This window comes from Halomonas sp. WWR20 (assembly GCF_054602495.1).
This window is the reverse complement of record NZ_JBTRHR010000002.1, coordinates 191,978-218,181: the sequence shown is the minus strand read 5'-3', so window position 1 is coordinate 218,181 and position 26,204 is coordinate 191,978. Positions and strand designations below refer to the sequence as shown.

Annotated in this window: 22 protein-coding genes and 2 pseudogenes; 16 read left to right on the top strand and 8 right to left on the bottom strand. The window is 60.5% G+C overall.

The window, feature by feature from the left end; all coding sequences use genetic code 11:
* The first annotated feature begins 40 nt into the window (after nt 1-40).
* A complete protein-coding gene (locus ACW4DH_RS04325; RefSeq protein ID WP_459635132.1) occupies nt 41-640 on the top strand; it encodes a Yip1 family protein in 600 nt (199 codons plus the stop codon).
* 27 nt (nt 641-667) lie between these two features.
* On the opposite strand, the gene ACW4DH_RS04320 is transcribed toward ACW4DH_RS04325, so the two are convergent.
* Nucleotides 668-1,903 (bottom strand): multidrug effflux MFS transporter, encoded by a 1,236-nt coding sequence (locus ACW4DH_RS04320; RefSeq protein WP_459635131.1) that lies wholly within the window; start codon nt 1,901-1,903, stop codon nt 668-670.
* Between the two features lie 313 nt (nt 1,904-2,216).
* Here ACW4DH_RS04320 and ACW4DH_RS04315 point away from each other — a divergent pair, with 313 nt between their 5' ends.
* A complete protein-coding gene (locus ACW4DH_RS04315) occupies nt 2,217-2,681 on the top strand; it encodes a hypothetical protein (RefSeq protein WP_459635130.1) in 465 nt (154 codons plus the stop codon).
* Between the two features lie 97 nt (nt 2,682-2,778).
* Here ACW4DH_RS04315 and ACW4DH_RS04310 read toward each other — a convergent pair whose 3' ends face one another.
* From ACW4DH_RS04310 to ACW4DH_RS04290, 5 genes are all read right to left on the bottom strand, one after another.
* Nucleotides 2,779-3,921 carry an acyl-CoA dehydrogenase family protein gene (locus ACW4DH_RS04310; protein ID WP_459635129.1) on the bottom strand — a complete coding sequence of 381 codons (1,143 nt, stop codon included), beginning with the start codon at nt 3,919-3,921 and terminating at the stop codon, nt 2,779-2,781.
* Between the two features lie 10 nt (nt 3,922-3,931).
* On the bottom strand, nt 3,932-5,110 hold the full coding sequence (locus ACW4DH_RS04305) for an acyl-CoA dehydrogenase family protein (protein WP_459635128.1): 1,179 nt from the start codon (nt 5,108-5,110) through the stop codon (nt 3,932-3,934).
* Nucleotides 5,111-5,352: 242 nt separating this feature from the next.
* The gene (locus ACW4DH_RS04300) at nt 5,353-6,387 is read right to left on the bottom strand and encodes an ABC transporter substrate-binding protein (RefSeq protein ID WP_459635127.1); all 1,035 of its coding nucleotides are present in this window, start codon (nt 6,385-6,387) and stop codon (nt 5,353-5,355) included.
* A 1-nt stretch (nt 6,388) separates the two neighbouring features.
* Nucleotides 6,389-7,783 carry a sensor histidine kinase gene (locus ACW4DH_RS04295; RefSeq protein WP_459635126.1) on the bottom strand — a complete coding sequence of 465 codons (1,395 nt, stop codon included), beginning with the start codon at nt 7,781-7,783 and terminating at the stop codon, nt 6,389-6,391.
* Entirely contained in the window at nt 7,780-8,448 is a 669-nt protein-coding gene (locus tag ACW4DH_RS04290; RefSeq protein ID WP_459635125.1) for a response regulator, read from the bottom strand. The genes ACW4DH_RS04295 and ACW4DH_RS04290 overlap by 4 nt, the downstream gene beginning before the upstream one ends.
* 139 nt (nt 8,449-8,587) lie before the next feature.
* Here ACW4DH_RS04290 and ACW4DH_RS04285 point away from each other — a divergent pair, with 139 nt between their 5' ends.
* The 9 genes and pseudogenes from ACW4DH_RS04285 (at nt 8,588) to ACW4DH_RS04245 (ending at nt 17,332) form a co-directional block, all read left to right on the top strand.
* Nucleotides 8,588-9,574 (top strand): Bug family tripartite tricarboxylate transporter substrate binding protein, encoded by a 987-nt coding sequence (locus ACW4DH_RS04285; protein ID WP_459635124.1) that lies wholly within the window; start codon nt 8,588-8,590, stop codon nt 9,572-9,574.
* Nucleotides 9,571-10,020: a tripartite tricarboxylate transporter TctB family protein gene (locus ACW4DH_RS04280; RefSeq protein WP_459635123.1), complete on the top strand. Its 450-nt coding sequence runs from the start codon at nt 9,571-9,573 to the stop codon at nt 10,018-10,020. Before ACW4DH_RS04285 ends, ACW4DH_RS04280 begins: the two co-directional genes overlap by 4 nt.
* 10 nt (nt 10,021-10,030) lie before the next feature.
* Nucleotides 10,031-11,536, top strand: a complete 1,506-nt coding sequence (locus tag ACW4DH_RS04275) for a tripartite tricarboxylate transporter permease (RefSeq protein ID WP_459635122.1) — start codon at nt 10,031-10,033, stop codon at nt 11,534-11,536.
* A 143-nt stretch (nt 11,537-11,679) separates the two neighbouring features.
* Nucleotides 11,680-12,705, top strand: a complete 1,026-nt coding sequence (locus ACW4DH_RS04270) for an AbrB family transcriptional regulator (RefSeq protein ID WP_459635121.1) — start codon at nt 11,680-11,682, stop codon at nt 12,703-12,705.
* A gap of 285 nt (nt 12,706-12,990) precedes the next feature.
* On the top strand, nt 12,991-13,482 hold the full coding sequence (locus tag ACW4DH_RS04265; protein WP_459635120.1) for a YciE/YciF ferroxidase family protein: 492 nt from the start codon (nt 12,991-12,993) through the stop codon (nt 13,480-13,482).
* Nucleotides 13,483-13,820: 338 nt separating this feature from the next.
* On the top strand, nt 13,821-14,012 hold the full coding sequence (locus ACW4DH_RS04260; RefSeq protein WP_459635119.1) for a hypothetical protein: 192 nt from the start codon (nt 13,821-13,823) through the stop codon (nt 14,010-14,012).
* 121 nt (nt 14,013-14,133) lie between these two features.
* A complete protein-coding gene (locus ACW4DH_RS04255; RefSeq protein ID WP_459635118.1) occupies nt 14,134-15,564 on the top strand; it encodes a hypothetical protein in 1,431 nt (476 codons plus the stop codon).
* Nucleotides 15,565-15,642: 78 nt separating this feature from the next.
* Nucleotides 15,643-16,156: pseudogene (locus ACW4DH_RS04250) on the top strand (aldehyde dehydrogenase family protein).
* A gap of 51 nt (nt 16,157-16,207) precedes the next feature.
* Nucleotides 16,208-17,332 (top strand): zinc-dependent alcohol dehydrogenase family protein, encoded by a 1,125-nt coding sequence (locus ACW4DH_RS04245; protein ID WP_459635117.1) that lies wholly within the window; start codon nt 16,208-16,210, stop codon nt 17,330-17,332.
* 264 nt (nt 17,333-17,596) lie between these two features.
* On the opposite strand, the gene ACW4DH_RS04240 is transcribed toward ACW4DH_RS04245, so the two are convergent.
* A complete protein-coding gene (locus ACW4DH_RS04240; RefSeq protein ID WP_459635116.1) occupies nt 17,597-19,300 on the bottom strand; it encodes a methyl-accepting chemotaxis protein in 1,704 nt (567 codons plus the stop codon).
* 710 nt (nt 19,301-20,010) lie between these two features.
* Here ACW4DH_RS04240 and ACW4DH_RS04235 point away from each other — a divergent pair.
* The 3 genes and pseudogenes from ACW4DH_RS04235 to ACW4DH_RS04225 form a co-directional block, all read left to right on the top strand.
* Nucleotides 20,011-20,718: a succinate dehydrogenase iron-sulfur subunit gene (locus ACW4DH_RS04235; RefSeq protein ID WP_459635115.1), complete on the top strand. Its 708-nt coding sequence runs from the start codon at nt 20,011-20,013 to the stop codon at nt 20,716-20,718.
* A gap of 384 nt (nt 20,719-21,102) precedes the next feature.
* On the top strand, nt 21,103-22,257 hold the full coding sequence (locus ACW4DH_RS04230) for a cytochrome P450 (RefSeq protein WP_459635114.1): 1,155 nt from the start codon (nt 21,103-21,105) through the stop codon (nt 22,255-22,257).
* 70 nt (nt 22,258-22,327) lie between these two features.
* A pseudogene (locus ACW4DH_RS04225) lies at nt 22,328-22,693 on the top strand (NnrS family protein); the annotation flags it as partial.
* A gap of 15 nt (nt 22,694-22,708) precedes the next feature.
* Here the strand turns inward: ACW4DH_RS04225 and ACW4DH_RS04220 are convergent.
* Nucleotides 22,709-23,581: a LysR family transcriptional regulator gene (locus ACW4DH_RS04220; RefSeq protein WP_459635113.1), complete on the bottom strand. Its 873-nt coding sequence runs from the start codon at nt 23,579-23,581 to the stop codon at nt 22,709-22,711.
* Nucleotides 23,582-23,844: 263 nt separating this feature from the next.
* On the opposite strand from ACW4DH_RS04220, the gene ACW4DH_RS04215 reads away from it, so the two are divergent.
* Complete coding sequence (locus ACW4DH_RS04215) at nt 23,845-24,831, top strand: NAD(P)H-dependent flavin oxidoreductase (protein ID WP_459635112.1); 987 nt, start codon at nt 23,845-23,847, stop codon at nt 24,829-24,831.
* Between the two features lie 187 nt (nt 24,832-25,018).
* Nucleotides 25,019-26,203, top strand: a complete 1,185-nt coding sequence (hmpA, locus tag ACW4DH_RS04210) for an NO-inducible flavohemoprotein (protein ID WP_459635111.1) — start codon at nt 25,019-25,021, stop codon at nt 26,201-26,203.
* Nucleotide 26,204: the final 1 nt, after the last annotated feature.

Below are 26,204 nucleotides of genomic sequence, written 5' to 3'. Positions count from 1 at the left end.
TGCAAGAGGGTAAGGGGGTCGGCGACTGGAGGAAATTGTCATGCTCACTCATGTCTGGGGATTGATGGCCCATCCCAACCGGGAATGGAAACAGATCCAGAGCGAGAGAGAGACTGTGACGCATCTCTACGCTCACCACGTTCTGGAGATCGCGGCGATACCCGTGGTCTGTGCCTTTATCGGTACGACGCAGGTCGGGTGGAGCCTGACGCATAGCGCCCCCATCGTATTGACGCTTTGGGATGCCTTGGGCGCCGGTGTCGCGTTTTATGTCATTATCCTGGCGGCGATCGGCCTGATGGGGAACGTCATCTATTGGTTGGCGCGTCGCTATCCCAGCCGCCCCAGCCGACGCTGCTGCATCATCTTTGCCGGCTACGTGGCGACCCCCATGCTTCTAGCGGGGCTGGTAGCGCTCTACCCGTTGGTCTGGCTCTGCCTGCTGGCCGGCATCATCGGGCTCTGTTACAGCGCTTATCTGCTCTATCTTGGAACCCCCGCCTTCCTGGGCATCAGCCGCGAGGAAGGGTTCATCATCACCGGGGCGACCCTGGGGATCGGCGTACTGGTGCTCGAGGCCCTATTGGCCGTGACCGTGCTAGTCTGGGGTTACGGGGCACGCTGGTTGTTCGGGATATAGGGTCAGCAGGGCCGAAGCGGGCGTTCGTCAATCCTGACGCTTGCCGGCATCGGGTGCCGCCTCGGCCTCGGCCGAGGTCATCACCGGCTTGCGGATCAGCAGCAGGTAAACGGCCAGTGCGCTGGCACCCGACAGGGCGATGATCAGTGCCATGGGTTGTGCCGTGCCGTCGTACAGGCGGCCGACCAGGCCGCTGGTGATCGCCGCGCCCCCCATCTGCAAAAATCCCATCAGCGCGGCGGCGGTACCCGCCATGTGATGAAAGGGCATCAGCGCCCCGGCAATCAGCTGCGGCATCATGAGACCCGCGCCGATGGCGTAGACGAGTTGCGGGGCGATGACCGCCACCACCGAGCTGGACTTCGCCAGTAGACAGGCCACCATCACCGCCCCGGCGAGGGTCAACAGCGAGGCACCGAAGATGATCAGGCGATGGCCACCGAAGCGCGCGCCCAATCTAGCCCCCAGCAGGTTGCCGGTAATGAAGGCGGCGACGACGAGCAGGAAGTACCAGCCGAAGCGCGATTCAGGCACGCCGAAAATGTCGATCAGCACGAAGGGCGCCCCGGACATGAAGGCATAATGCCCGGCAAACATCAGACTCACGGCGAGAGCATGGCCGAGGAAGATACGGCTCTGGGCCACCGCGCGGTAGTTGCGCAGCACCGAACGGGGATGCAGGGTCTGGCGGCGATCCAACGGCAGCGATTCGGGCAGGCCGGCGCCCACCACGGCCAGCATCAGCGCCGCATACAGCGCCAGGGCGAGAAATATCGACGACCAGCCGAAGACCACCAGCAGCGCTCCGCCAGCGATCGGGGCGATGGCCGGAGCCAGCGCAGTGGTGCTGCCCATGTAAGCCAGCGTCTTGGCGGCATTGATCGGTGCGAAGGTATCGCGAACCACCGCTTGGGCAAGCACCATGCCGCCAGCGGCGCCGAACGCCTGCAGAAAGCGAAAGCCGATCAGCATACCGATGCTGTCCGACAGCATGCAGCCCACGCTACCCAGGCAGAACAGCGCCATCCCCGTCAGCAATAACGGCTTGCGGCCAAAGCGGTCGGATAGCGGTCCACTGACGAGCTGCGCCACTGCGAGCCCGATCATGTAGGCGCTCAGGGTCAGTTGGATCCGGTCCGCGCCGACGTCGAACGAGCGGGCCATGGCCGGAAAGGCGGGTAGATACATCGAGGTCGCCAGTGGCCCGAGCGCGACCATGGCGGCAAGAACGAAGACGGCAAGGGGAGACGTGAGTTTGATCATGGATACCGGAGCATTCTCGAATGGTAGGTGCAGCGCAATGAACCGCTAGTGTAGCGGGTCGTGAGGTTCGCTTCTGCAGGCGATATGTATGCTCGCCAAACATGGCGATGTCATGCCGGTTCGATGATAGCGATAGGGAGCGGTGCTGAAGAGCGATGCTCCGTGATGCGCAGCGGTTCGGCGCTCGCGCATGCCCGGTCATACACTATGCTCAGTAGCGTTCAATATTCTATGAATATCCCGAGGTGGCCAGCTTGTTGGCGTGTGCCGGTAACGGGCCACCGACGAATGACACTCTTAATCAGAGGAATATATGCTGCCATCCACTACCGACCGAGTCGCGGCCAGCACTAGTGACAGTATCAACCGGCGCATCGAGGAGGAGATTCAGGCGAATGTCGCCTATTTTGCCGAGCACCCCTACGAGATCGATTACCGCCTGGATGAACTCGACCGCGAGTGGGATATCGAGCGTACGCTGGAGGCGAATGCCGCGACGCTGGGGCTGGCCGGCGTTGCCTTGGGCGCCACGCTCGACCGCCGTTGGCTGTTGCTACCCGCGGCGGTGAGTGGCTTCTTGCTGCAACATGCGCTGCAGGGGTGGTGTCCGCCGGTGTTGCTTTTGCGTCGACGCGGCGTGCGCACCGCTGCGGAGATCGACCGCGAACGCTATGCGCTCAAGGCATTGCGCGGCGACTTCGACGATCTGTCCGAGGACCCTGCGATCCGCACCACGCGCGAGCGGGTGATGCAGGTCATGGTGGCGCTCGACAGGTAAGTCGCGGCACATGGGGAGAGAAGAGGCACGCCATGGCGTGCCTCTTCTCTTTTCTCCGCCCTTTCTTTTTATCCGCCGCTTCTTGGCCGAGGCGCCATCAGTAGCCGTTCAGCGTCGCGTAGCGGTCGGCGTGGTAGCGGTAGTCGCCGAACAACTGCTGCACCGGGCGGGCACGCTTGAGAAACAGTCCGATATCGTATTCGTCGGTCATGCCCACACCGCCGTGCAACTGTACCCCTTCGTTGGTGGCGAGCTCCGTCACTTCGCACGCCTTGGCCTTGGCCAGGCTGACCAGCGCCGATGTCTCGGCGTCACGGTCGTCCAGCGCCTTGAGCGCCTTGAGTACCACCGACTTGAGCAGCTCGATCTCGCTCCATAGATGCGCAGCGCGATGCTGCAGCGCCTGGAAGGAGGCGAGGGTAACGCCGAACTGCTTGCGCTCCTTGAGGTAATCCACGGTGCGTTCGAAGGATTCCTGGGCGATGCCCAGCAGCTCCGCCGCGAGATGGGCGTTACCGATTTCCAACAGCCTCTCGAGGGCCGCATAGCCCTGGCCGGCCTCGCCCAGCAACGCGCTGCCCTCGACCTGGACTTGGTCGAAGTGCACCACGGCGGCGTTACGGCTATCCACCATGAAGGTGCGTTCGACCTCGACTCCCGGGGCGTCGCGGTCGACTAGCAACAAGGTGATGCCCTGGGTATCGCGGGGCTCACCTGCAGTGCGTGCCACCACGATCAGCTTGTCGGCGACATGGCCGTCAATGACGAAGGTCTTCTTTCCACTGATCACGAAGCCGTCACCGTGCGGCTCGGCACGCGTGCGGATATGGTGGGGCGCATGACGGCCGGCTTCATCCACCGCCAGCGCGATGAGCAGGGCTCCTTCGGCGATGGCCGGCAGGTATTGCTGTTGCTGTCGTTCGCTACCCGCCAACAATAGCGCGCCGACTCCCAGCACGCCGGTGGCGAACAGCGGCGATGCGCTGAGGTTGCGCCCGGCCTCCTCGAAAATCTGGCCCATGCCGACGTGACCGAATGCGGAGCCCCCAAACGTTTCGGGAATCAGCGTACCGACGAACCCCATCTCGACGCTCTGCTGCCATAATTCTCGAGAGTAGCCGGTGGCGTCGCGGCTATCGCGCAGCTGGCGCAGCTGGGCGATGGGGGCGTTTTCCTGCAGGAAGCCCTTGGCGGCGTCCTTGAGCATCTGTTGTTCTTCGTTAAGTACCAGACGTTGCATGTTGCGCACCTCACCCCAGACCCAGAATGTTTTTGGCGATCACGTTCAGCTGAATTTCCGACGTGCCGCCTTCGATGGAGTTGCCCTTGGAACGCAGCCATTGTCGCGGCAGCGCGCCCTCGTCCCAGGCATCGCCTTCCCAAACCATGGCCTCGCTGCCGTACAGCGCGATCAGCAGTTCCTGACGGCGCTTGTTGAGCTCGGTGCCGTAGTACTTGAGCATCGCCGAGGTATTCCCCACACCCTGGCCGGCCTTGGCCTCATCGAGGGCGCGCTCCGCCGTTGCCTCGAAGGCCTTGGCGTCGAGGTCCCAGCGAACGATGTCGCTTCTCAGCAGGCCATCGGCCAGGCGGCCCTGCTCGAGGCCCAACTCGTCCACGGCCTGCTGGATCAGGGTCTTCTGGCCGGCGGCGGTACGTCCCATGCCGCCGATCATCTCGCGCTCGTGGGTAAGCAGGTACTTGGCAATCGTCCAGCCCTGATCGATTTCGCCGACGACCTGGTTCTTCTCGACGCGCACGTCGTCGAGGAAGGTTTCGCAGAACGGCGAGCTGCCCGAGATCAGCTTGATCGGGCGTGCCGTGACGCCGGGAGCGGTCATGTCGAATAGCACCAGGCTGATGCCCAACTGCTTCTTGACGTCTGGATTGGTGCGTACCAGGGCGAACATCCAGTCGGCCTGGTCGGCGTAGGACGTCCATACCTTCTGGCCGTTGACGATGAAATGATCGCCCTTGTCCACCGCACGGGTCTGCAGCCCGGCCAGGTCGGAGCCGGCACCCGGCTCGCTGTAACCCTGGCACCAGCGAATCTCGCCGCGCACGATGGGGGGCAGGTGCTGGCGCTTCAGTTCCTCGGAGCCGAACTTGAGCAGGGCCGGGCCGATCATCCACACGCCGAAGCTGTTGAGCGGCGGCCGGGCCTGGATGCGCGCCATCTCCTCACGCAGAATCTTGTGCTCCTCGCGGGAGAGGCCGCCGCCGCCGTACTCCTTCGGCCAGTCCGGCGCAGTCCAGCCGCGTGCAGCCATGCGCTCGAGCCACAGTCGCTGTTCTTCGCTCTGAAATTGACAGCGGCGTCCGCCCCAGCAAACATCCTTATCGCTCTTGAACGGCGAGCGCATGCTTTGTGGGCAATTTTCCTCAAGCCAGGCACGGGTCTCCTGACGGAATGTTTCCAGATCAGCCACTTCGCCTCTCCCTTGTTGTGGTTGTGCGGGGTGCCAGAGATCCGGTCCGCCTCGTGAGTGACATGCGCACCCAAGCATGAGGCGTAATGCGAAACCGGATTCCACATCTGGCGATACCTTCAGGATGCTAGCAGCACCGTGGCCAGTTCCCGAGCCTGTCTTTGGTCTTATGCGGTTAAAGAGGGTGGGGGCGGTATTGAGGTTTGGTGCAGGCGCTAGCCGAGCCAAACAAGGCTGAGTTTTTACGGCTCCAATATCCGGATCTCGCGATTCCAGCGAGCCATGAAGGCCTTGCGACGCAACGGATCGACAAAGGCCAGCAGCGAGGCATTGATGGGGATCGGGTAGAGCCGTTCGCCGACCTGATCGCGCAGGCGCTGGGCGGTGTAGGGACCGATGACCTCGGGTAGCACGCTGAACAGCGGTGTGCTGCCGGCGAGGATGCGTTGGCCCTCGACGCTGAGCAGAAAGTCGACGAACGCTTTGGCGACTACCGGGTGTGGAGCGTCGCGGTGCACGAAAGCCATGCGCATCATTACCAGTGCATAGTCCTGGGGAACCTGCACGATCAGTTCGGGATGGTCCTGTGCCCAATGCATGGCGTAAGAGCCCAGCAGGTTGTAGCCCACCCAGTACTTGCCGTCGGTCAGGCCGTCGAGCATGGCCTGGGTGTTGTCCTCCAGGCTGACCTCGACGGCGCCCATGGCGGCGACCAGGTCCCAGAAGCGCGGCGAATAACGGGCATCCTGCTGGAACAGGGTGTAGCCGACGCCGCTGCGGCCCGGGGAGTAGGTCGTCACACGTCCGTGCAGAAGCTCCTGCTGGGTGGTGAGGATGGTTTGCAGGTCGGCGTGTGTGGCGGGTGGGATCATGTGCCGCACCAGGTCGAGCCGGTAGACGGTGACCACCGGTTCGAAGGTGAAGCCGAACACCTCGTCGCGCCACTTTGCCCATTCTGGCCAGTGACGGGCCGCGGCGCTGTTCGGCGGCTGGGCCAGGCCCTCGTTGACCCGTGCCAGTTGCCACGGCATCGCGGAGCTGATTACCACGTCGGGGGCCGGGCGGACTTTGCGGGCATGCCGGTCGACTTCGAGCGTCGAGCGGTCGTGATACTCCAAGGCAATGTCGGGGTGGGCGCGCTCGAAGGCCTTAAGCAGCGGGGCGATCACCTGGCGGTCGAGGGCAGCCTCGATCACTAGGGGTGTCCCGGTCTGCGCCAATGCGCCGAACGGCATCAGGCCGAGCAGCACAAGACCCGCCAGCCAGCGTCGCATCATGTCAGGTCTCCTCCGGCAGCAACGGAAAACGGATACCGATCCACAGGCCATGGCCTGGTGCGCTGCGTACGCTCAGCATGGCGTCGTGACGTCGGGCGATGGAGTCGACGATGGCCAGGCCGAGACCGGAGCCCTGGGTATCCTGACGCCCGCCTCGCTCGAAGGGCTGATGCAGGCGGCCCAGCAGGTCGTCGCTGACGCCGGGACCGTTGTCCTCGACAACTAGCAGCGCCATATCGCCCTGACGTTCCAGGCCGAGGGTGATCTCGCTGCCCGGCGGTGTATAGCGCAGGGCATTGTCGATCAGGTTGCCGATCATCTCCTTGAGTGACCAAGGCTCGCCCTGGATGCGTATCGGCGCGTCGGGTAGCGGTGCCAGACCCAGGTCGTGATGTTGGGCGACATCGCGCTCGGCCCATTCCATGACGGTATCGCGTAGTACGGTAGCCAGATCGACCGTGACCAGACTGCCTGCCTCGATATGCCGCAGGCGGGCCAGGCTCAGCAGCTGGCCGGCCAGGCGGCTGGTGCGTGCCGCATTGTCATGAACGATCTCCAAGGCCTGGCGCCAGTCGTCGGGGCGTTCGCTCTGCAGGGCCAGCTCGCTGGTACTCTGCAGTCCGGCGAGCGGGGTCTTGAGTTGATGGCTGGCATCGGCGGTAAAGCGCAGCAGGGCGTCGCGGCCCTCGCGCTGGCGGGCGAACAGCGCGTTGAGGGTTTCCGCCATGTCGTAGAGCTCTCCGGGCACCCGCGCATGCAACGGGCGCACGTCGTCCGCATCACGTTGACGCAGCAACTGGCGCAGGCGGCGCACCGGACCCAGCGCGGTGCGGATGGCTAGCAACATCAACAATCCGGCCGCCAGTACCATGGCCAGGAAGCGGGTCAGGGCGCGCACGAACAGGTCGCTGGACAGGGCTTCGCGGCCCGACAGGGTATGCCCGACCCAGATCTGCACCGGATCCAACGACTCCCAGCCGGCGGAGGTCAGCTCGCGGCCATGCAGGCGGATGGGCGTGCCATGGTGTTGCACCGTCATCCACATCGGTTCGGTCTGGGCGGCACGCTGCCACTCCGTTGTAACGGCCCCGTCGAGATTACCGGTCACCTCGCGGCCGGTCGCGTCGAGGATCGCATAGAACACCCGCTCCTGCTGGTCGGTGGCCAGGATCTGGAAGGCCGCCGCCGGCATCTCCACGACTGGCCGGCCGTCCTGCCACTGGATCGCCTCGGCGATGGTCAGGCCCGCTGCTTCGAGCTGGCTGTCGTAGGCGCGGTCGGCAGCGCGGTGGGCGCTGGTGTAGGCCTCGATCAACAGGAATGCGCCGAGGGTACCGACAGTGGCCAGTAGCCAGATGCCCAGGCGCCGCTTCAGCGTGCCGTCGATGACGATCACGCCGGGTCATCCTCCAGGCGGTAACCCATTCCTCGCAGGGTGCGGATGCGCAGGCCACTGCCCTGCAGGCGCTTGCGCAGGCGACTGATGTAGACCTCCAAAGCATTGGAGCCTACGTCACCGAAGCCGAACAGGCGGTCGGCCAATAATTCCCGGGGCGCGATGCGCCCGGCATGCAACAGCAGACCTTCCAGCAGCACCAACTCGCGGCGCGGCAGGGCCAGGGGCTCGCCGTGCAGGGTGGCGGCACCTGAGACCGGATCAAAGCACAGCGGGCCGAGCTGCAGGCGGTTATCGGTGCGTTGCTGGCTACGGCGCAGCAGAGCGCGGACCCGCGCCTCGAGTTCGGCCAGCGAGAAGGGTTTTGCCAGGTAGTCGTCGGCGCCCAGATCGAGGCCGCGCACACGCTCGTCGATGCCGTCGCGGGCAGTGAGGATCATCACCGGCGTGGCATCGCCACGCTCACGCAGTTCGGCGAGCAGGGTCAGGCCATTACCGTCGGGTAGCCCCAGATCGAGCACGACCAGGTCGAAACGGCTATGCGCCAATGCCGCGCGGGCCTCGCCCAGGCAAGAGAACGTCTCGACGGTATTGCCCAAAGGGCCGAGAGCCTGAACGAGGGAGCGGGCAATCAAGGGGTCGTCTTCGACGATAAGCAGACGCATTGGACCAAAGTCTCAAGGAAATGGGCGGCGGATGACAGGTTGATGAAAGGTTGTGTCTCTAGCATCTCTAAAGTCATCGCTGCGGTGACGGCAGGGAGGGATAACCTTCGCGCTTACAATAAAGAAACAGGAGTCCGCCATGAAATTCAACTCGGCATTCCGCCACTGGTCCTCGTTGCTGGTACTCAGCGGCGCACTGATGGCCGGCACATCCCAGGCCCAATCCGACGCTCCCGAGTGTATCGCACCGGCCAAGCCGGGCGGTGGTTACGACCTGACCTGCCGCCTCGCGGCCAATGCATTGCAGGAAACTGGCCTGATCGACAAGCCGATGATGGTCAGCTACATGCCGGGCGGCATCGGCGCGGTAGCCTACAACCACGTCAACGGCGTGCGTAACGACGATCCCAACCTGATCGTCGCGGCGAGTACCGGGGCAGCCGTCAACTTGGCACTCGGCAAGTTCGGTCAGTACGATGCCGACGAAGTGCGCTGGCTGGGTGCGCTGGGTGCCGACTACGGGGCCATCGTGGTCAATGCCGATGCGCCGTGGCAGAACCTCGATCAGTTGATGAAGGACCTCAAGACCCAGCCGGGCAAGATCGTCTTCGGTGCCGGCGGGACCGTGGGCAGCCAGGATTGGATGAAGGCGGCGCTGACCGCCAAGGCAGCGGGCATCTCGCCGCGCGATTTGCGTTACGTGGCCTTCGAAGGCGGCGGCGAATCGCTGGCGGCGCTGCTCGGCGATCACATCCAGGTCTTTACCGGTGACATGTCCGAGCTGCGCCCGCATCTGGAAAGCGGCAAGATCCGTGTGCTCGCCTCACTCTCCGAGGAGCGACTGGGCGGGCCGTACACCGATATTCCCACCGCTGCCGAGCAGGGTTACGACGTGCAGTGGCCGATCTGGCGCGGCTACTACATGGGTCCCGACGTCAGCGACGAGGCTTATCAGGAATGGGTAGATAAGCTCAAGACGCTATCCGAGAAAGAGGCGTTTGCCGAGCTGCGCGAGGCGCGCGGGCTGTTTCCCATGTCGCGTTTTGGCGATGACTTCGACAGCTACGTCAAGGAGCAGGTCGCTCAGTTCAAGCAACTCGCCGAAGAAGTAGGTCTGACGCAATGAAACTCGCCGCCGACCGCGTCCTGGGACTCGCCCTGATCGGTCTGGCGGCGTTCGCCGCCGCCCAGACCGCCAACCTGCAGATCCCGTTCAGCTATGAGCCTGTGGGCCCCAAGGCCTTCCCCATCGGATTATCGGGGATACTGGCCGCGTTGTCCCTGGTATTGGTGTTCCGTCCGGGCGAGAACGGCCACTGGCCGGATAAGGCACTGATGCTGAAGCTGCTGGCGGTGCTGGGTGTGCTGGTGGTCTATGCGCTGCTGTTCACTCAGTTGGGTTTTCTCGGGTCCACCTTCTTTGCGGTGCTGGCCCTGGCCCGGCTGTTCGAGGCGACCTGGCTCAAGGCGCTGCTGGCCGCCGTGCTGATGACCCTGGGCAGCTACTTCCTGTTCACGCAGGGGTTGGGAATTTCACTGCCAAGCGGCTACTGGCTGGCCGATTTCGCCTGAGGAGCCCGGCATGTTCGATTTTCTGATAGACGGTTTCGGCGTCGCGTTGACCCCTCTCAATCTGGGGCTCGCCTTTCTGGGCGCCGTGCTGGGGACGCTGTTCGGTGCGCTGCCGGGTATCGGCCCGATCAACGGCATCGCGATTCTCATGCCGCTGGCCTATACGCTGGGCCTGCCTGCCGAGTCGGCGCTGATCTTGCTGGCCGGCGTCTATACCGGGGCGGAGTACGGCGGGCGCATGTCGAGCATCCTGCTCAACGTGCCCGGCGATGCCGGCGCGGTGATGACTACCCTCGATGGCCATCCACTGGCCAAGAAGGGCCTGGCCGGGCCAGCGCTGGGCCTGTCTGCGGTGAGCTCGTTCGTGGGTGCGACTATTGCCATCATCGGCCTGACGCTGTTCGCGCCGCTGTTGGCTGAGGTTGCGGTGATGTTCGGCCCCGCCGAGTTCTTTGCGCTGATGGTGTTCGCCTTCTCTTCCATGGCGGTAATGATGGGCAAGGATCCGATCAAGACCGCTATCGGCGCGGTGCTCGGCGTGATGATCGCCATGGTGGGCGTGGACTCCGGCACCGGCGTGCTGCGCTACACCTTCGGCATGGCCGAACTCTACGACGGCATCGACTTCGTAGTGATGATCATCGGGCTGTTCGCGATCAGCGAGATCCTGCTGATGCTCGAGCACGCCAACCGCAAAGACGCCAGCGATGAGATGCCGCCGCTGGGGCGGGTGATGGTCAGCCTCAAGGAACTCGCCTACTGCAAGTGGACCATGCTGCGCTGCGGGCTGATCGGTTTCATCGTCGGTGTGCTGCCGGGTACTGGCGCCTCCGTGGCCGGGGCGGTCGCCTATACCACTGAAAAGCGACTCTCCGACAAGGAGGGCACCTTCGGTACCGGCGACATGCGTGGCCTGGCGGCGCCCGAGGCGGCGAACAATGCTTCCGCGGCGGGCTCCTTCGTGCCCATGCTGACACTGGGTATTCCCGGCTCGGGGACCACCGCGGTGCTGTTGGGGGCGTTGATGCTCTATAACATCACGCCGGGACCGATGATGTTCTCCGAACGCCCCGAGGTCGCCGGTGGCCTGATCGCCTCGCTGTACATCGGCAATGTGGTGCTGCTGGCACTCAACCTGCCGTTGGCGGGCCTGTTCGCCAAGGTGCTGACCATCCCGCGCTGGGTGCTGGTACCAGGCATTGCCATTCTAGCCTTCGCCGGAGTTTACCAGCTGCACTCCGATCTCACGGCCATCTACCTGATGCTGATTATCGGCGTGTTCGGCTATTTGCTGCGCAAGCTGGGCTTCTCGCTGGCACCGGTGATCCTCGGCTACGTGCTGGGTGGGCTGATGGAGGACAACCTGCGCCGTGCCCTGTCGATCAGCGGCGGTGACGTCGGCATCCTATGGCAATCCGGCATCTCGCTGGGACTGTGGATCGCTGCGGCGCTGCTGCTGGTGGTGCCGTGGCTGCTGCCGAAGCTGTTGCCCCGCAAGTCGCTGGACGGCACCTGATACTTGCCGCATCCTCTGGCGGCGTTGGGCCCGGGACCGGACGCGTAGAGTGCCGATCCCGGGCCCAGTGCTTGATATGGGCTCATGACCGAGGGTTCGCCTTGATTGGCACGATCAAAGGCCGGTGCGCTGCGACCGGCAAGTTGCTTCCTACACTCGCCATCGGTGCTGCCGGTGGCGGCATCGCCTACGCACTCGACATACCTCTTCCTTGGCTGCTGGGGGCGCTGATTGCGACTACCGTGCTCAGCCTGGGCGGCGTGCGGTTGCGTGCACCCACCACCTCGCGCAAGGCGGTCTTGGTGGTGATCGGAGTGATGCTCGGGGCGGCATTCACCCCCGGTATGACGGGGGACGTGAGCCTATGGGGTACGAGTCTGGCCCTGATGCTGCTGGCCACGGCGGTGATGATGGCATTCTCGGTATGGTTCGGCCGACGCGTTGCTGGCTACTCCATGGATACGGCGATGTATTCAGGGGTACCCGGCGGCGTATCGGCGGTCACGCTGATGGCGGCGGATTCGGATGCCGACCTGCGTGTGGTGGGGCTAACCCATGCGGTGCGCATCCTGGTGCTGCTGCTGGCGATTCCGCCGGCGCTCAATCTGATCGGCCATGTCAGCCTGCAGTCGCGCAGCCTGACGCTGGCCGAGTGGCTGACGGTACCGGCCTTCGGCGATGCCCTGCTGCTGATCGGGGCCGGCGCGGTCGGCATGTGGCTGGGGCGCCGGTTACATCTGCCCAATCCATTGCTGTTCGGCCCCGTGCTGCTGTCCGGTGCCCTGCACATCACCGGCGTGACCGAGGCTGCTATCCCGCCGACCATCGTCGCGCTGGCGCAAATCATCATCGGCGTCTCGGTCGGCGTGCGTTTCGGAGGGACATCGCTGGCTTCGGTGGGCGTCAATCTGCTGATGGCAATATTTCAAGCGGTGGCGCTGCTGTTGATCGCCATCGCCGCCGCCTGGCTGGTGCATGCCATTACCGGATATTCGGCGGCAGCGGCGCTGCTGGCCTATATGCCGGGCGGAGCGCCCGAACTCAGCCTGGTAGCGCTATCGTTGGGCATCGATCCGGCGTTCGTAACCTCTCACCATCTGCTGCGCATTACGGTACTGATCATGGTGATGCCGCTGTTGTTGAGAATATTCCAGCGTCGCCGGGCGTAGCCCGGTTTTCCCTGCCTCGGGTTGGACATTCCCAGTGTTAAAGGCGCCGGATCAATGCAAGGGAATAAACAATAATTGCTATAGTAACTTTTACTTACGCTGATAAAATAAAAATGCGTAAGAGTTACAGTAGATTCAGGTTTCGTTATCCTATGTTTCGTTTATTTTTATTGCGCAATAAGTTGCGGCGTGCGTCATTGCCATCGAAGAAACTCCTGCTAGGTTTAAGTCTCAGCAACGCTTGATGCGAGAGTGACACTTATTACCAGCGAGATGGAGCGAAACATGGTTATCAAGGATGCCGACGGTCTTTTCATGCGCCTATTGTCCGAAATCAACAGCGCGGAGAAGCAAATTACTCGTGCACTGCCGAAATTGGCCCGTGCCGCGGACGACCCCAAGCTGGCCGATGCGTTCAAGGAGCATCTCGAGGAGACGCGCGGCCAGGTGGAGCGGCTCGAGCAGGCTGCGGATACGATTCCCGACATTCGCATCAAGCGGATCAAATGCTACGCCATGGAGAGTCTGATCGAGGAAGGTCAAGAACTGATCGATGCCACGGAGAAGGGCCCGGTGCTCGATGCCGGCCTGATCGGCGCAGCACAGAAGGTCGAGCATTATGAAATCGCCGCCTACGGCACGCTGTGCGCCATGGCCGAGCAGCTCGGCTACACCGAGGCCAAGAACATCCTGGCCGAGACACTCAAGGAAGAAAAAGCTACCGATGACAAGCTTTCGACGCTTGCCAAGGCGAACGTTAATAAGAAAGCCGGTTAAGGTGTTCGGATACTTTTAATCCTATGTAGCACAACGAGCCGTAAGTAAAGCGCCTGCCTTTATAGGCAGGCGCTTTATATAGAAAGGTGCTTTATCGGATTACAAGTTCTCCTTCGTTATTGTCTCTTTGCGTTGTCGCCCACCTTAAAACGTTTCCTCTTCCTGGGCAGCTTCGCGTCCGTCGTGCTGCTTGGTAGATGCTCTGGGAGCGATGGAGGCATGGCATAAGCCTACGTTCCGTCTGAAAGGTCGGCCCCGCATACAGCGCCCGATGCGGGACTAGCACTCAATCCTCCTCTAGAACCCTACAGCCATCCTGTTAATTTAGCATAAGCTAAATGTTGGTTGGTGATATAGAACCGAGTTCCTCTAGAAATGTTGTGCAGCGACGAGAAGATGCGTACGGAGGTGAAGCTGCTGTGCTTATTGATGAACCTTATCATCAAAAACTATCTTCTGATGAAAGATTGAACCAAGGCAGTTTTTATACTTTAGTTTATTTTCTAGCGAAAGCATTTAAAAATCAATGATTTGAATGTATGTATGAGTTGGCGTAAGAGTTGCCTGTAATTGCATCGCAATGTGCTTGGAATGGTGATGTATTTACTCATCATACAAAACCAACAATGATTGAGTTTTTGGAGACTCGCTATGAGTTCTTGGAAACACCGCACCGATGGCGCCGAAGCGCCGTATATCCCGTTGGGGCCTTTCAAACTGCGGCTGCCTTTCATACATTACCGTTTCGAGCTGCCCGACTATTTGCAGGGTTTGCTAATGTGCGCGGTGGATTTGGCGGCTATCCCCCTGATGACTGAACTGCTGGGCATGCCCTTCGAAGCAGCCTTGGCTATCGTCATACTTAATGGCTTACTTTATCTCTTGCACCACCTGTTGGGAGACCCCGTCGTACCTGGCTGGATCACTCCGGCTATTCCTCTGGTCATGGCTTATGTCGCTACCTTTCCCGAGGGAGAAACGCGCGTACATGCCCTAATCGCCTTTCAAATGATGCTAGGCATACTGGCGTTAATTCTAGGGCGAACGGGGTTGGCAAGTAAAGTTGTCAGAATGATTCCTTCTGCTATTAAGTCCGGTGTGATAATGGGCGCTGGTTTGGCTGCTGTTGTGGTAATATTCGATGAAGGGGGACGCTTCGAGCAATATCCTTTTACCATCAGTATCGCTGTAGGCATAGCCTTCTATTTAATCTTTTCGCGTCACTTTAATAAGTTGAAAGCTCAGGGCGGCCTCTGGGGAATAATAGGCAAGTTGGGAATTTTTCCGATCATCGTGCTGGCTATTGTGATTGCACCGCTATTTGGCGAAGCTCCATGGCCTAACGTGGAATGGGGGTTCAGCCAGCCTGATTTTATGCTGATGCTCAGCGAGTACACCGTCTTTGGGGTGGGGCTACCACCGCTAATGATGTTTATTACTGCAATCCCCACCGTGCTGGCCGCCTATATAGTGCTATTCGGTGATGTTCTTCAGAGCAAGGCGCTTCTCGATGAGGCCGACGAGAAGCGTTCTGATGAAAAGATTGACTACAACCCCAACCGGGCGCACATGATCTTCGGTGGCCGCAACCTCGGCATGAGTATTCTGGGGCCTGATGTAGTCATGGCGGGCCCGCTTTGGGCAGCAATGCATGTTGTCATCACCGAACGGTATAAGGAAGGTAAGGCTGCCATGAATTCGATATTTGGCGGCTCCGGATCCTTTCGTTGGGGCACTAACACCGGCCTACTATTGATGCCGATCGTCAGCTTAGTGCAACCGATTTTGGGTATTGCTCTGGCACTTACTTTACTTATCCAAGGCTATGTCAGCGTACGTATCGGCATTATGGAGGCACGCAGTCAGCGAGACTTGGGAATCGCTGGAATAATCGCTGCAGTACTGGTGACCAAAGGCGCCACCTGGGCTTTTGCCGTTGGTGTCGCGTTATGTCTATTAATATACGGCAAGCGATTCTTCTCCGGTGAGAACGACCAGACCTTTGCTAAAGATCTGGTTGAGAGTAAAGAATCTGCCATAAATACCCATACTTCCGAGTCGCCCAACGACCTGCAGAATTAATATGTCGGAATCAGCTCTCATTGCTGTACCTAAATTCTCTCGGGGAGACCGCCAGACATTACCGAGGGGCTAAAGGTAATGCAGCGGATCGAGGAAGACTTGGCAATGGAGGCGGCGTTAGCCCTGCTTCATGAGCAGGGCAGCGACGCCGTAGAAGTATTCGATAACGAAGGCCAAGCCATCGGGATGTTGATCTGGGCCGATCTAAAAGCAGCAGCAAAGAATGGCACGCTCAGGCAACGTGCTGGTCCTGTCCTCACCGATAGCCCCGTGGTCCGTCAATTGAGCTCTCGTGAGGAAGCTTTCGGTCCGTTGGCCCCGATTTTCCGTTTTGATAGTGAAGCTGACGTCATCGCAAAAGCCAACGATACTGAATTTGGCTTGGCGGCTTATTTCTACTTCGAAAACGTGACGCGTATTTGGCGTGTTTCTGAAGCCCTGGAATACGGCATGGTGGGCATCAACACGGGACTAATCTCTACCGCCTCGGCACCCTTTGGTGGTGTGAAAGCCTCCGGTATCGGGCGTGGAGCGTTATGGGGTCAATGAATATGCAGAACTCAAATACTTGTGCCTGGGAAATGTTGGTTAACGCAACATTACTAACTTTTAGCGTTAAAGCTTTTTAAAGCTTGGAGGGGTTATGAAAACGCGTGCAGCAGTAATTCGGCAGATGTCGCTGGAGAAACCTTACAGCAGCTCGAAGCCCTTATCGATTGAAGAAGTTGATCTAGATCCCCCCGCGCGGGATGAAGTATTGGTTCGTGTACGTGCGGCAGGATTATGTCACTCGGATCTATCTACCATTAATGGTGATCGCCCGCGCCAGATGCCGATGGTGCTTGGCCACGAGGCGGCCGGTGAAGTGGTGGAAGTAGGGCCTGGTGTGGATAACTTTGTGCCCGGGGATCATGTCGTGTTTTCGTTCGCACCGAACTGTGGCACGTGCAGTTTCTGTCTTGCGGGGCGAGGGTCGTTGTGCAAACCTGGCGCAGAGGCCAATGCTGCCGGTACGCTTCTGGGGGGTGGCATTCGGCTACATCGCGGCGGCGAGACGGTAAACCATCATATCGGTGTGTCCGGCTTTGCCGAGTATACGGTGGCTTCACGCCATTCGCTGATCAAGATTGATTCTACCGTGCCATTTCATATCGCTGCACTGTTTGGTTGTGCGGTGCTGACAGGAGTTGGTGCGGTAGTACATACGGCTGGGTTGCGCCTAGGTCATTCGGTGTTGGTGGTGGGGCTTGGAGGTGTTGGCTTGTCTGCGGTGTTAGGCGCGCTAGCGGGAGGAGCGCGGCAGGTGATTGCCGCCGATATCAGTGCCGAGAAACTTGAAACAGCAAAGGCGATGGGGGCTACCCATACGATTAATAGTGCTGATCCGCATGCGCTGGAGCAAGTGCGTGAGTTGTCCGGTGGCGGCGTCGATATTGCCGCCGAATTTGCCGGTGTCGCCAAGGCGCTCGAATTTGCCTACGAGGCGACAGGGAAGGGCGGGACTACCGTCACTTCGGGATTACCCCATCCCGATGTCAGGCTTTCGATTAGCCCGACCCGGATGGTCGCTGAGGAGCGCAAGCTAATAGGCTCCTATCTTGGGGGGCATGTCCCTGCGCTGGACACACCTGAGTATATTGCGCTCTATCAGGCTGGTCGTTTGCCGGTCGACAAACTCCTAACCCACCGATTGAAGCTTGACGAAATTAACGAGGGCTTCGACCGGTTGGCCGAAGGCCAAGCTATTCGACAGGTCATTGAGTTCTGAGCTTACTTTGTAGTGAAATGCTTAGCTGTACGTCTCAGTCAGTCGAGCTTTTAACCGGATCATTAAGCCTTGCCTAAAATCTCGAGAGGCAGGATGCCCGTGAGCTGGGTTACTGGACGAGGATGCCTAGGCCTATTCTATGTAGCACAACGAGCCGTAAGATAATAAAGCGCCTGCCTTTATAGGCAGGCGCTTTATATAGAAAGGTGCTTTGTTGGGCTACAGGCTCTCCTTCGTTATTGTCTCTCTGCGTTGTCGCCCGTTTTAAAACGTTTCCCACTCTTGGGCGGCTTCGCGTCCGGCGTGTTGCTTGGCCGGCGGCTTGGGAGAATGTGTCACGGCCATTGCGCGGGGGGCGGCAACTGGTGATGCATGATGCGATCCACGTGTGGGGGTGTCTTCGCCCAGCACAAAGGTGTTGATCAGCCGATTCAAGCGTTCTGCATGGAGGCGCATGTCGGCAGCGGCGGTAGCGGACTGCTGGACCATGGCGGCATTGCGCTGGGTCATGGTATCCATCTCCGCGACGGCGGTGTTGACCTGAACGATGCCGCTGCTCTGCTCCTTAGCGCCCGCGCTGATTTCACCGATGACGGCGGTGACACGGGCTACATGGGTGGCGATTTCGCGCATGGTCTGGCCGGCGCTGCGCACCAGACCGGCACCTGACTGGGTATGCGACACGGAGTCATCGATTAGCGTTCGGATCTCGCGCGACGCCTCGCTGGAGCGGCTGGCCAGGATGCGCACTTCCTGGGCGACCACGGCGAACCCCCGGCCGTGCTCGCCGGCACGGGCGGCTTCCACGGAGGCATTGAGCGCCAGGATGTTGGTCTGGAAGGCGATCGAGTCGATCATCGAAACGATATCGCCGATCTTGCTGGCCGAGGCATCGATATCGCTCATGGTGCGCTCGACCTGGCTCATCGCCGCCTCGCCCTGGCGGGCCACCTCGGCGGTGGAAAGTACCAGTTGGTTGGCCTGCTGGGCCGATTCGGCACTGTTGTTGACCGTCGAGGTGATTTCCTCCATGGAGGCTGAGGTTTGCTGCAGATTGGCGGCAGCCTGCTCGGTACGCGATGCCAGTTCTTCACTGCCCTGAGCGATGTCGCCTGCCGTCTGGTAGACGCTCAAGGTGCTGGAGCGGACTTCGCGCAGCGTATCCTGCATGCGGACCACGAAGGCATTGAATTGTCTGGCCAGGTCACCGATTTCATCGTCGCTTTCGATGGCTAGCCGCCGGGTCAGATCGCCCTTGCCCTTGGCGATATCCTGCATGGCGCTGGCGGTACGCCGGATCGGCTGGACGGTGCGCCGGACGAGCCAGATGGCGATGGCGGCCACCCCCATGAAGATAGCGCTGCCGATCAGTACGGTCTTGAGTATGAACTGGTGCTGAGCGCTAGCTTCTGCGGCTTCGACAGCGGCCATGGCTGCGTCGATGTCGGTGGCATAGACGCCGGCGCCTACCAGCCATCCCCATTTCTGAACCCCTGTGGCGTAGGAATGTTTGGCTTCGATCTCGCCCGTATCGGGATGCGGCCAGGCGTACTGGTAGAAGCCGCCGCCTTTGCGGGCGATCTCGATCATGTCGCGAATCAGCGGTTTGCCATTGCGGTCCTGAGTATCGAGTCCGTTGGTGCCCTCACGATCCGGCATCATGGGCTGGACCAGCACCTTGCCATGATAATCGTAGACGAAAACATAGTTACTCTTGTCGAAGCGAAAGCGGCGCAGGATCTCCTTGGCCTGTTCCTGTGCGGCGACATCATTGGGGCCGGCATTGGCAACGATGGGTGCGATGGAGGACATGGCGGCTTCGATAACGTTACGCACCGCAGCCTTGCGCGCCTCAACCAGCATCGAGTGCTGCTCGGCCAGCGTGGTGTGCGACGCGAGAACACGATCATAAGCCGCCACGCTGGCCAGCGTGATCGTGATCAGCAGCAGCGGGACCAGTACCAGCATCAATATCTTGTTTTGCAGGCTTAACGACAATAAGCGGCGTGGCTTTAGCCTTGTCTTTAGCATTTTTGCGGCATCCAAAGCAGAAGTTTTAGTTGTAGTCATATATCGGTATCGGCGTACGGTCATGAACATTAAGGCCAAGTGCAACAAATAGTTGAGTTGGTTGTTTAGCTAAGTGTTAGTTGGCTTGTTTGTTTGCTTGAACGCTACGCTTGATAAGGGAAGTGGCAAACAGATGGGGGAAGCTCGCGGTCAGTGCTGTCGACACAGAAGGAGACCACGCCGCAGCTTGTAGTTAGGCAGATCGGGACAGGCGCGGCGCAGCCGGTCTGCTGCGTATCCCTGCATGATCCGGCCTGCCCGGCGTGGGATTGCTGTCTCCTGGTATCACCCGATTAATCCATCATTGGCTGTCGCGTCGGAAAGAAGTCTCGACAAGAATCGACGAGTCATACTTGATACAAAACATTTTTAGTTGATCTGTATCAAGTGTTAGTTAACTTAAGGCTGAGATAACAGGCATCACCATCGAGGTATATATTACTCCTTTATAGGGAGGTTTTGATAAAACTCATGGAGTAAATGCCATGCTTTCAAGAGGAAATATGACTTTCATTATTCTGTTCGATTTGGTGGGGAAAATAGCCTATGGCATGCTTGGTGAAGCTTCCCTATATCTGTCCCCCTTGTCATGATTTGCGAGGAGTGCCATGTTTACTGTCCGCCTTTATCGCTACAATCCCGAGGCCGATTCGACCCCCTACATGGAAGATTTCGAAGTCGAGGATGGGCTACGTAACAGAATGGTGCTCGAGGTACTGGAGCATCTGAAGGTCACCCATCCCGACCTGGCTTACCGACGCTCCTGTCGCGAAGGTGTGTGCGGTTCGGATGGGATGAACATCAACGGCAAGAACGGACTGGCCTGCATTACTTCAGTGGCCGAAGCACTGAATCAGGGAGATACGTTAACCCTCAGGCCGCTTCCCGGCATGCCGGTCATTCGCGATCTGGTCGTCGATCAGGCTCTGTTTTTCAAGCAGTTCGAGAAGGTTCGACCCTATCTCATCAACGACAGCACGCCATCGGCCATAGAGCGCCTGCAGAGCCCCGAGGACCGTGACAGGCTCGATGGCCTGTACGAATGCATCTTGTGCGCCTGCTGCTCTTCGCAGTGTCCCTCCTGGTGGTGGAATCCGGAGAAATTCATCGGGCCGGCGGGGCTGCTTCAGGCATATCGTTTTCTGAACGACAGTCGTGATACCGCAACGCGGGAACGATTGGCCGAGCTCGAAGATCCCTTCAGTGTCTTTCGCTGCCGCCAGATCGGCAACTGCATGTGGGTCTGTCCCAAGGGATTGAATCCGATGAAGGCTATCGGCCATATCCGGGAAATGCTGTTGAAGGAAAGTATTTGAGCTTTTCTACAATATTGTTTCTCAATTTTATTTTCGTATAAGTCAATTTCCATGTGTATTGTGCCGCAGCCGTGATGGCTATAGTTGTCTGGCGAGCCAATAAGATGTATTTATAATATATGTTATTTACGGCAACGTCGGCATGCCCGAAGTAACGACTATCGGTCACCAAGGGGGGACTCATAAGGGAGGAAAACTCAGAAGAACTGAACGGAAGTTCGTTCATCCTCGGGAGAAGCGAAAAACGCTGGGTGTGGCTTGGAAAGTGCTGATTTTAGCCAACATTGAGCAGATATTTTCTGCGCCACATTGCACTCATTCAGATGGCGCGTATCCGTCGCATTCCGTCGCGTGCCATGCCACTTGACTATAGCCGGGAGAAGTATGAACCAGAAGTTCCACTCCGATTGGGACCCTAGATCCCAGGCCGTCCTGGACGATCAGATTGCTGCCTATGATGAGATGCGCAGGCGTTGTCCTGTGGCACACAGCGATTACCTGCACTGGTCGCTGTTCAGGCATGCGGACGTGATGCGAGTACTCGATGATCATGAGACGTTCAGCAATGCCGTCTCCAGCCATCTCTCCGTGCCCAATGGCATGGACCTGCCCGAACACGCCCGCTACCGGCAGATTATCGAGCCCTATTTCAGCCCTCGGCGCATGCAGGATTTCCTGCCGGTGTGCCGGGACATCGCTCATGAATTGGCAGCCACGCTCCCGGCGGGTGGGCGGATCGAGCTGATGGGGCAGTTCGCCCAGGATTACGCCTTGCGTATTCAGTGTGCCTTCATGGGCTGGCCAAAGAGCCTGCACGAGCCTCTAGGGGAGTGGACCCGCAAGAATCATCAGGCCACCCTGGCGGGGAACACGGATGCCATGACGGCTGTCGCTCTCGAGTTCGATGGCTATATCAGAGCGCTTCTGGATGAACGACGCGAAGCCGGCAATGAGGCACCCAAGGATGTCACGACCGAACTGCTCGGTGAGCGTATCGGGGACCGGCCGCTGAGCGACGAGGAAATCATCAGCATCATACGCAACTGGACGGTCGGCGAACTGGGAACCATTGCCTCGTGCGTGGGGATTATCGCCCACTACCTGGCCGAGCATCCCGAGCTGCAGCGCGACCTGCGTGATCGGCCGAGCCTGCTGCCTGCGGCGATCGACGAAATCCTGCGCATCCACGCACCGCTCATCTCCAATCGCCGGATCACCACCCGGCCGGTGGAGATCGGGGGCTGCCAGCTCGAAGCCGGCGAACGCATGACTCTGCTCTGGGCCTCGGCCAACCGCGACGAGTCCGTCTTCGGTGATCCCGATGAATTCCGGTTGGATCGTGATCCGTCCCTGAATCTGCTCTACGGCGCCGGCGTTCACGTCTGCCCAGGGGCGCCTCTGGCCCGGCTGGAACTGCGTATCGTGATCGAGGCACTACTCGCCCATACACAAGCGATTGCCCCGTTACCGGATCAGCCTGCGGTCAGGGCAGTTTACCCGACGAGTGGGTTTGCCTCGCTGCCGTTGTGGATCGAGTGAATGAGGATACGCGTCGATACAGCCAGGACCTTGAGGCAGTCAGGATCGTAAACAGTCAGGCCCGTAAACAGTGGCAACACGCGACAAACTTTCCGCCCAGGTTCTGTTCTTTCCCGCAGCGGCTATATATGCGGCTCTGCTGGTACCGCTTTCCCTATGGGCGATGTTCCATCACCCCAATGATTTGTCGGGGTTGAGTACCGGCCTGGCCCATGCCCGGGAATTGCTGTTCGGCTTTGCCTTGGCGGTAATCGCAGGATACCTGCTGGGCCCCATGCCGCCGCACCGTCTCGTCGTGCTGTTTCTGGTATGGCTAGGCGCGCGGCTGGGATATCTGCTGGTACCCACCAGCTTTCTGCCACCCCTGCTGGGGACAACCTTCGCGATTGCGCTGGGGATGATGCTGCTACGGCGGGCTTGCGTGCCCCGCAGCTACCGTAATGCCCCACCGCTATCGGGAAGCGTACAGCGCGGGCTCCGTGGACTCCCAGACTTCCATGTCGGTGGCGGTCTCGCGCAGCGTGGTGAAGGCCTGCTCCAGCAGGTCGCTGCTGCGCTCGCGGGAGTAGACCAGATAGACGGGGTAGCCGAATTCCGGGGCGTGCGAGACGCGCTCCAGTTGCCCCTGCGTCAGGAAGGGCAGCGCCACCCGGGTCCGAAAGTAGCCGCTTCCTCCGTGCTCCAGCAGGTACTCCAGGGCCAGCGGTCCCAGGTCGATGCTCAGACTGGCCCGGGCGAGGTGAGGCAGGGCGGTGTCGTGCCGACGGCGGAACGTTTCCCCCCAGTCGATATAGATGTAAGGGTCGGGCGCCTTGGGGTTGCGGATCATGATCAGCTTCTCTTCGAGCAACTGCTCGACCTGAATGCCCGGCCAGTAGTCGGGTTGATGAACGAGAATGGCGTCCAGCGATCCCTGTTCCAGCTTCTTGTGCAGCGTCTGGCGCTCACCGACTTCCGCGCGCACCGCCAGCGAGGCGTTGCGCTGGCGCAGCTGTTTCAACCAGCCCAGCAGGAGCGGATTCCACAGGCTGATTTCCCCGCCCAGCGACAGCATCTCCTCGGTCCCTTCGGGCATCGGCAGCTCGCGGCGGGCTGCTTCCCAAGTACTGACCAGCTGGCTGGCATGGCCGACAAAGCGCTGGCCGTTGCCGGTCAGCCGAGCGCCGCCCCGATTGCGAATGAACAGCCGACAGCCCAGTTGTCCCTCCAGATTGTGGATACGCGCCGTGACGGTGGTCTGCGTGACGTGCAGTCGCTCGGCCGCAGCGATGAAGCTCCCCGTGCGTACGATTTCCAGAAAGGTCCGGGCCAGGTCGATGTCCAAGGAAGCCGCCTTTATATAGCAAAAACAATGATATTAAATTCCAGTATATTTCATTATCTTGCATAGGCGGGGCTCGGCATACTGCGTTCATCGCTCGCGCCGATGAGGTTTCCAATGACGGCCCGCCTAGCTCCCCTCCCCTTTACAGAACCACACTGGCAGCAGGTCGAGCCGCTACTTCGCACCCTCAATCCCCAGCAGAGCCAGTGGCTGAACGCCTACCTGGCCGGTGCCCCGCTCATTGACGAAACAGGAGCCAAGCCATGACCGACGCCCTGCGTACGCCGCTGCTCGAGTGCCTCGGCTGCGAGGTGCCCATTCTGCTGGCCGGGATGGGCGGCGTCTCCCGCCACCCACTGGCCCTGGCGGTCGCCCGCGCCGGTGGCTTCGGGGTGCTGGGCCTGGTGCGCGAGCCCGTCGAGCGTGTCCGCACTGAGGTGACGGCGTTTCAGGCACAATGCAACGCTCGGTTTGCTGTCAACCTGATTCCCGCCGCCACGGACCGGGCCCTGCTCAAGGCGCAGGTAGAGGCCTGTCTGGCCCTGCAGGTGCCCGCCATGGTGCTGTTCTGGGACGTGGACCAGGCGCTGGTACGCCACCTCAAGGAGGAAGGTGTCCAGGTCATCCATCAGGTGGGCAGCCGGCATGACGCCGAGCGGGCGTTGACCGCGGGCGCCGATGTGCTGATCGTTCAGGGACACGAAGCCGGCGGACACGTGCGTGGCACGACGAGCGTATTCACGCTACTGCCTCAGCTGGCCGCCGACAGCCCCGTGCCGCTGGTCGCGTCCGGCGGTATCGGCTCGGGCCAGGCGCTGGTCGCCGCCCTGGCGCTGGGGGCCCAAGGCGTCAGTCTGGGGTCCGCGCTGCTGGCCACCCACGAGGCCAACGCCCACGATCATCACAAGCAGCGCATCGTCCAGGCCGGGGCCGATGAAACCTGCTACACCACACGTTTCCGGCGCAACTGGCACGAGCCGGCACCGGTGCGCGTGCTGCGCAATGCCGTACTGGAAGGCAAATACGTCGGCGCCCACCCCGATACGGTAATCGGCGAGCAGGACGGCCAGCCCGTGTATCTGTTCTCCACCGATTCGCCGCTGGCGGACGCCACCGGTCAGATCGATGACATGGCACTGTACTGTGGGCAGTCCTGTGGGCAGGTGAGAGGGCTCTGCAGTGCCGAAGAGCGAATCTGTCGGATCCTCGATGAAGCACGTCTCTGCCTGGGCCGGCTGGGGGGTGAATGATGTTCGAGCGACATCTGCTGAGGATGCATCGGCACTATCCGGGACATTGGCCAAGACATTGGGGGTAGGCGGTTACGGACGCTGACCTGGCCGGTTGGAATATTCAACGTATGTAACGCTCTTTCACCTCATTCGAGGTGCCCTTGCATACCCTGTTCAGTGTGTATTGTTCAATTCAGGAATTCTTATGCGTGAACTCAACGAAAAGCAGCTACAAGTCATCGAAGCCACGGCACCTGTCGTCGCCGAACATGCCGAGACCATCGCCAGCACGTTCTATCCGCTGATGTTCGAGCGCTACCCCGAAGTGCGCTCCATGTTCAACATGCGCCATCAGGAAACCGGCGCTCAGCCGCGGGCATTGGCCAGAGCGGTCGTGGCCTATGCACTGAATCGCCAGGATCCGGAGGCTCTGGAAGCGCTGACGGCGCCGATCATCAACAAGCATGTGGCGATCAACCTGCAGCCCGATCAGTACCCGATCGTCGGCGAGTGCCTGATGGAGGCCATTGGCCGTGTGCTGGGCGACGCGGTCACGCCCGAAGTCGCCGACGCCTGGGGCGGCCTGTACTGGGAGTTTGCCGACCGCTTGATCGAGGCCGAGGAATCGACCTATCAGCGTCTGGAAAAGGAGCCGGGCGGCTGGCGTGGTGAGCGTGACTTCGTGCTGGTCGACCGGGTCCAGGAGAGTCGCGAGATCGTCTCGTTCTACTTCAAGCCCAGTGATGGCCAACCGATCTCGAGCTTCCATCCGGGCCAGTACATTGGTATTACTCTGAATATCGATGGCCAGCATGCGCTTCGCCAGTACAGCCTGACCTCCAAGCCGGGCGAGGATCATTATCGAATCTCGGTGAAGCGGGAATCCGAAGGGGCCGCCAGCCGGTTTCTGCATGACCGGCTAGCGGTGGGCGATCACGTCAAGCTGCTTCCGCCGGTGGGCGAGCTGATCCTCGACGAGCGTGACGCACCGGTGTTCCTGGTCAGCGCCGGGGTAGGGCAGACGCCCATGCTGTCATTGGTGGAGCAGGCTTTGGGCGAAGGGCGTCGGGTCGTCTACCTGCACGGTGCCCGCCATCACGAGGTACATGCATTCCGCGAACATGTCGAGTCGCTGGTCGCGCGCCACGGTGATGCCCTGGTCTATCGCTTCTTCTATAGCGAGCCGACCTCCGAGGAGACGCAGCAGTACAAGGGGCTGATCAACCACGATCTGCTCACCGAGTACCTGCCCGAGGACCAGACGCCGAGCTGCTACTTCATTGGGCCGCTGCCGTTCATGCGCGACATGGACAAGGCGCTGGAAGCCCTCGGTGTGCCCGAGGAACACCGTCACTACGAATACTTCGGACCGAGTGCCGCGCTGCGCTGAA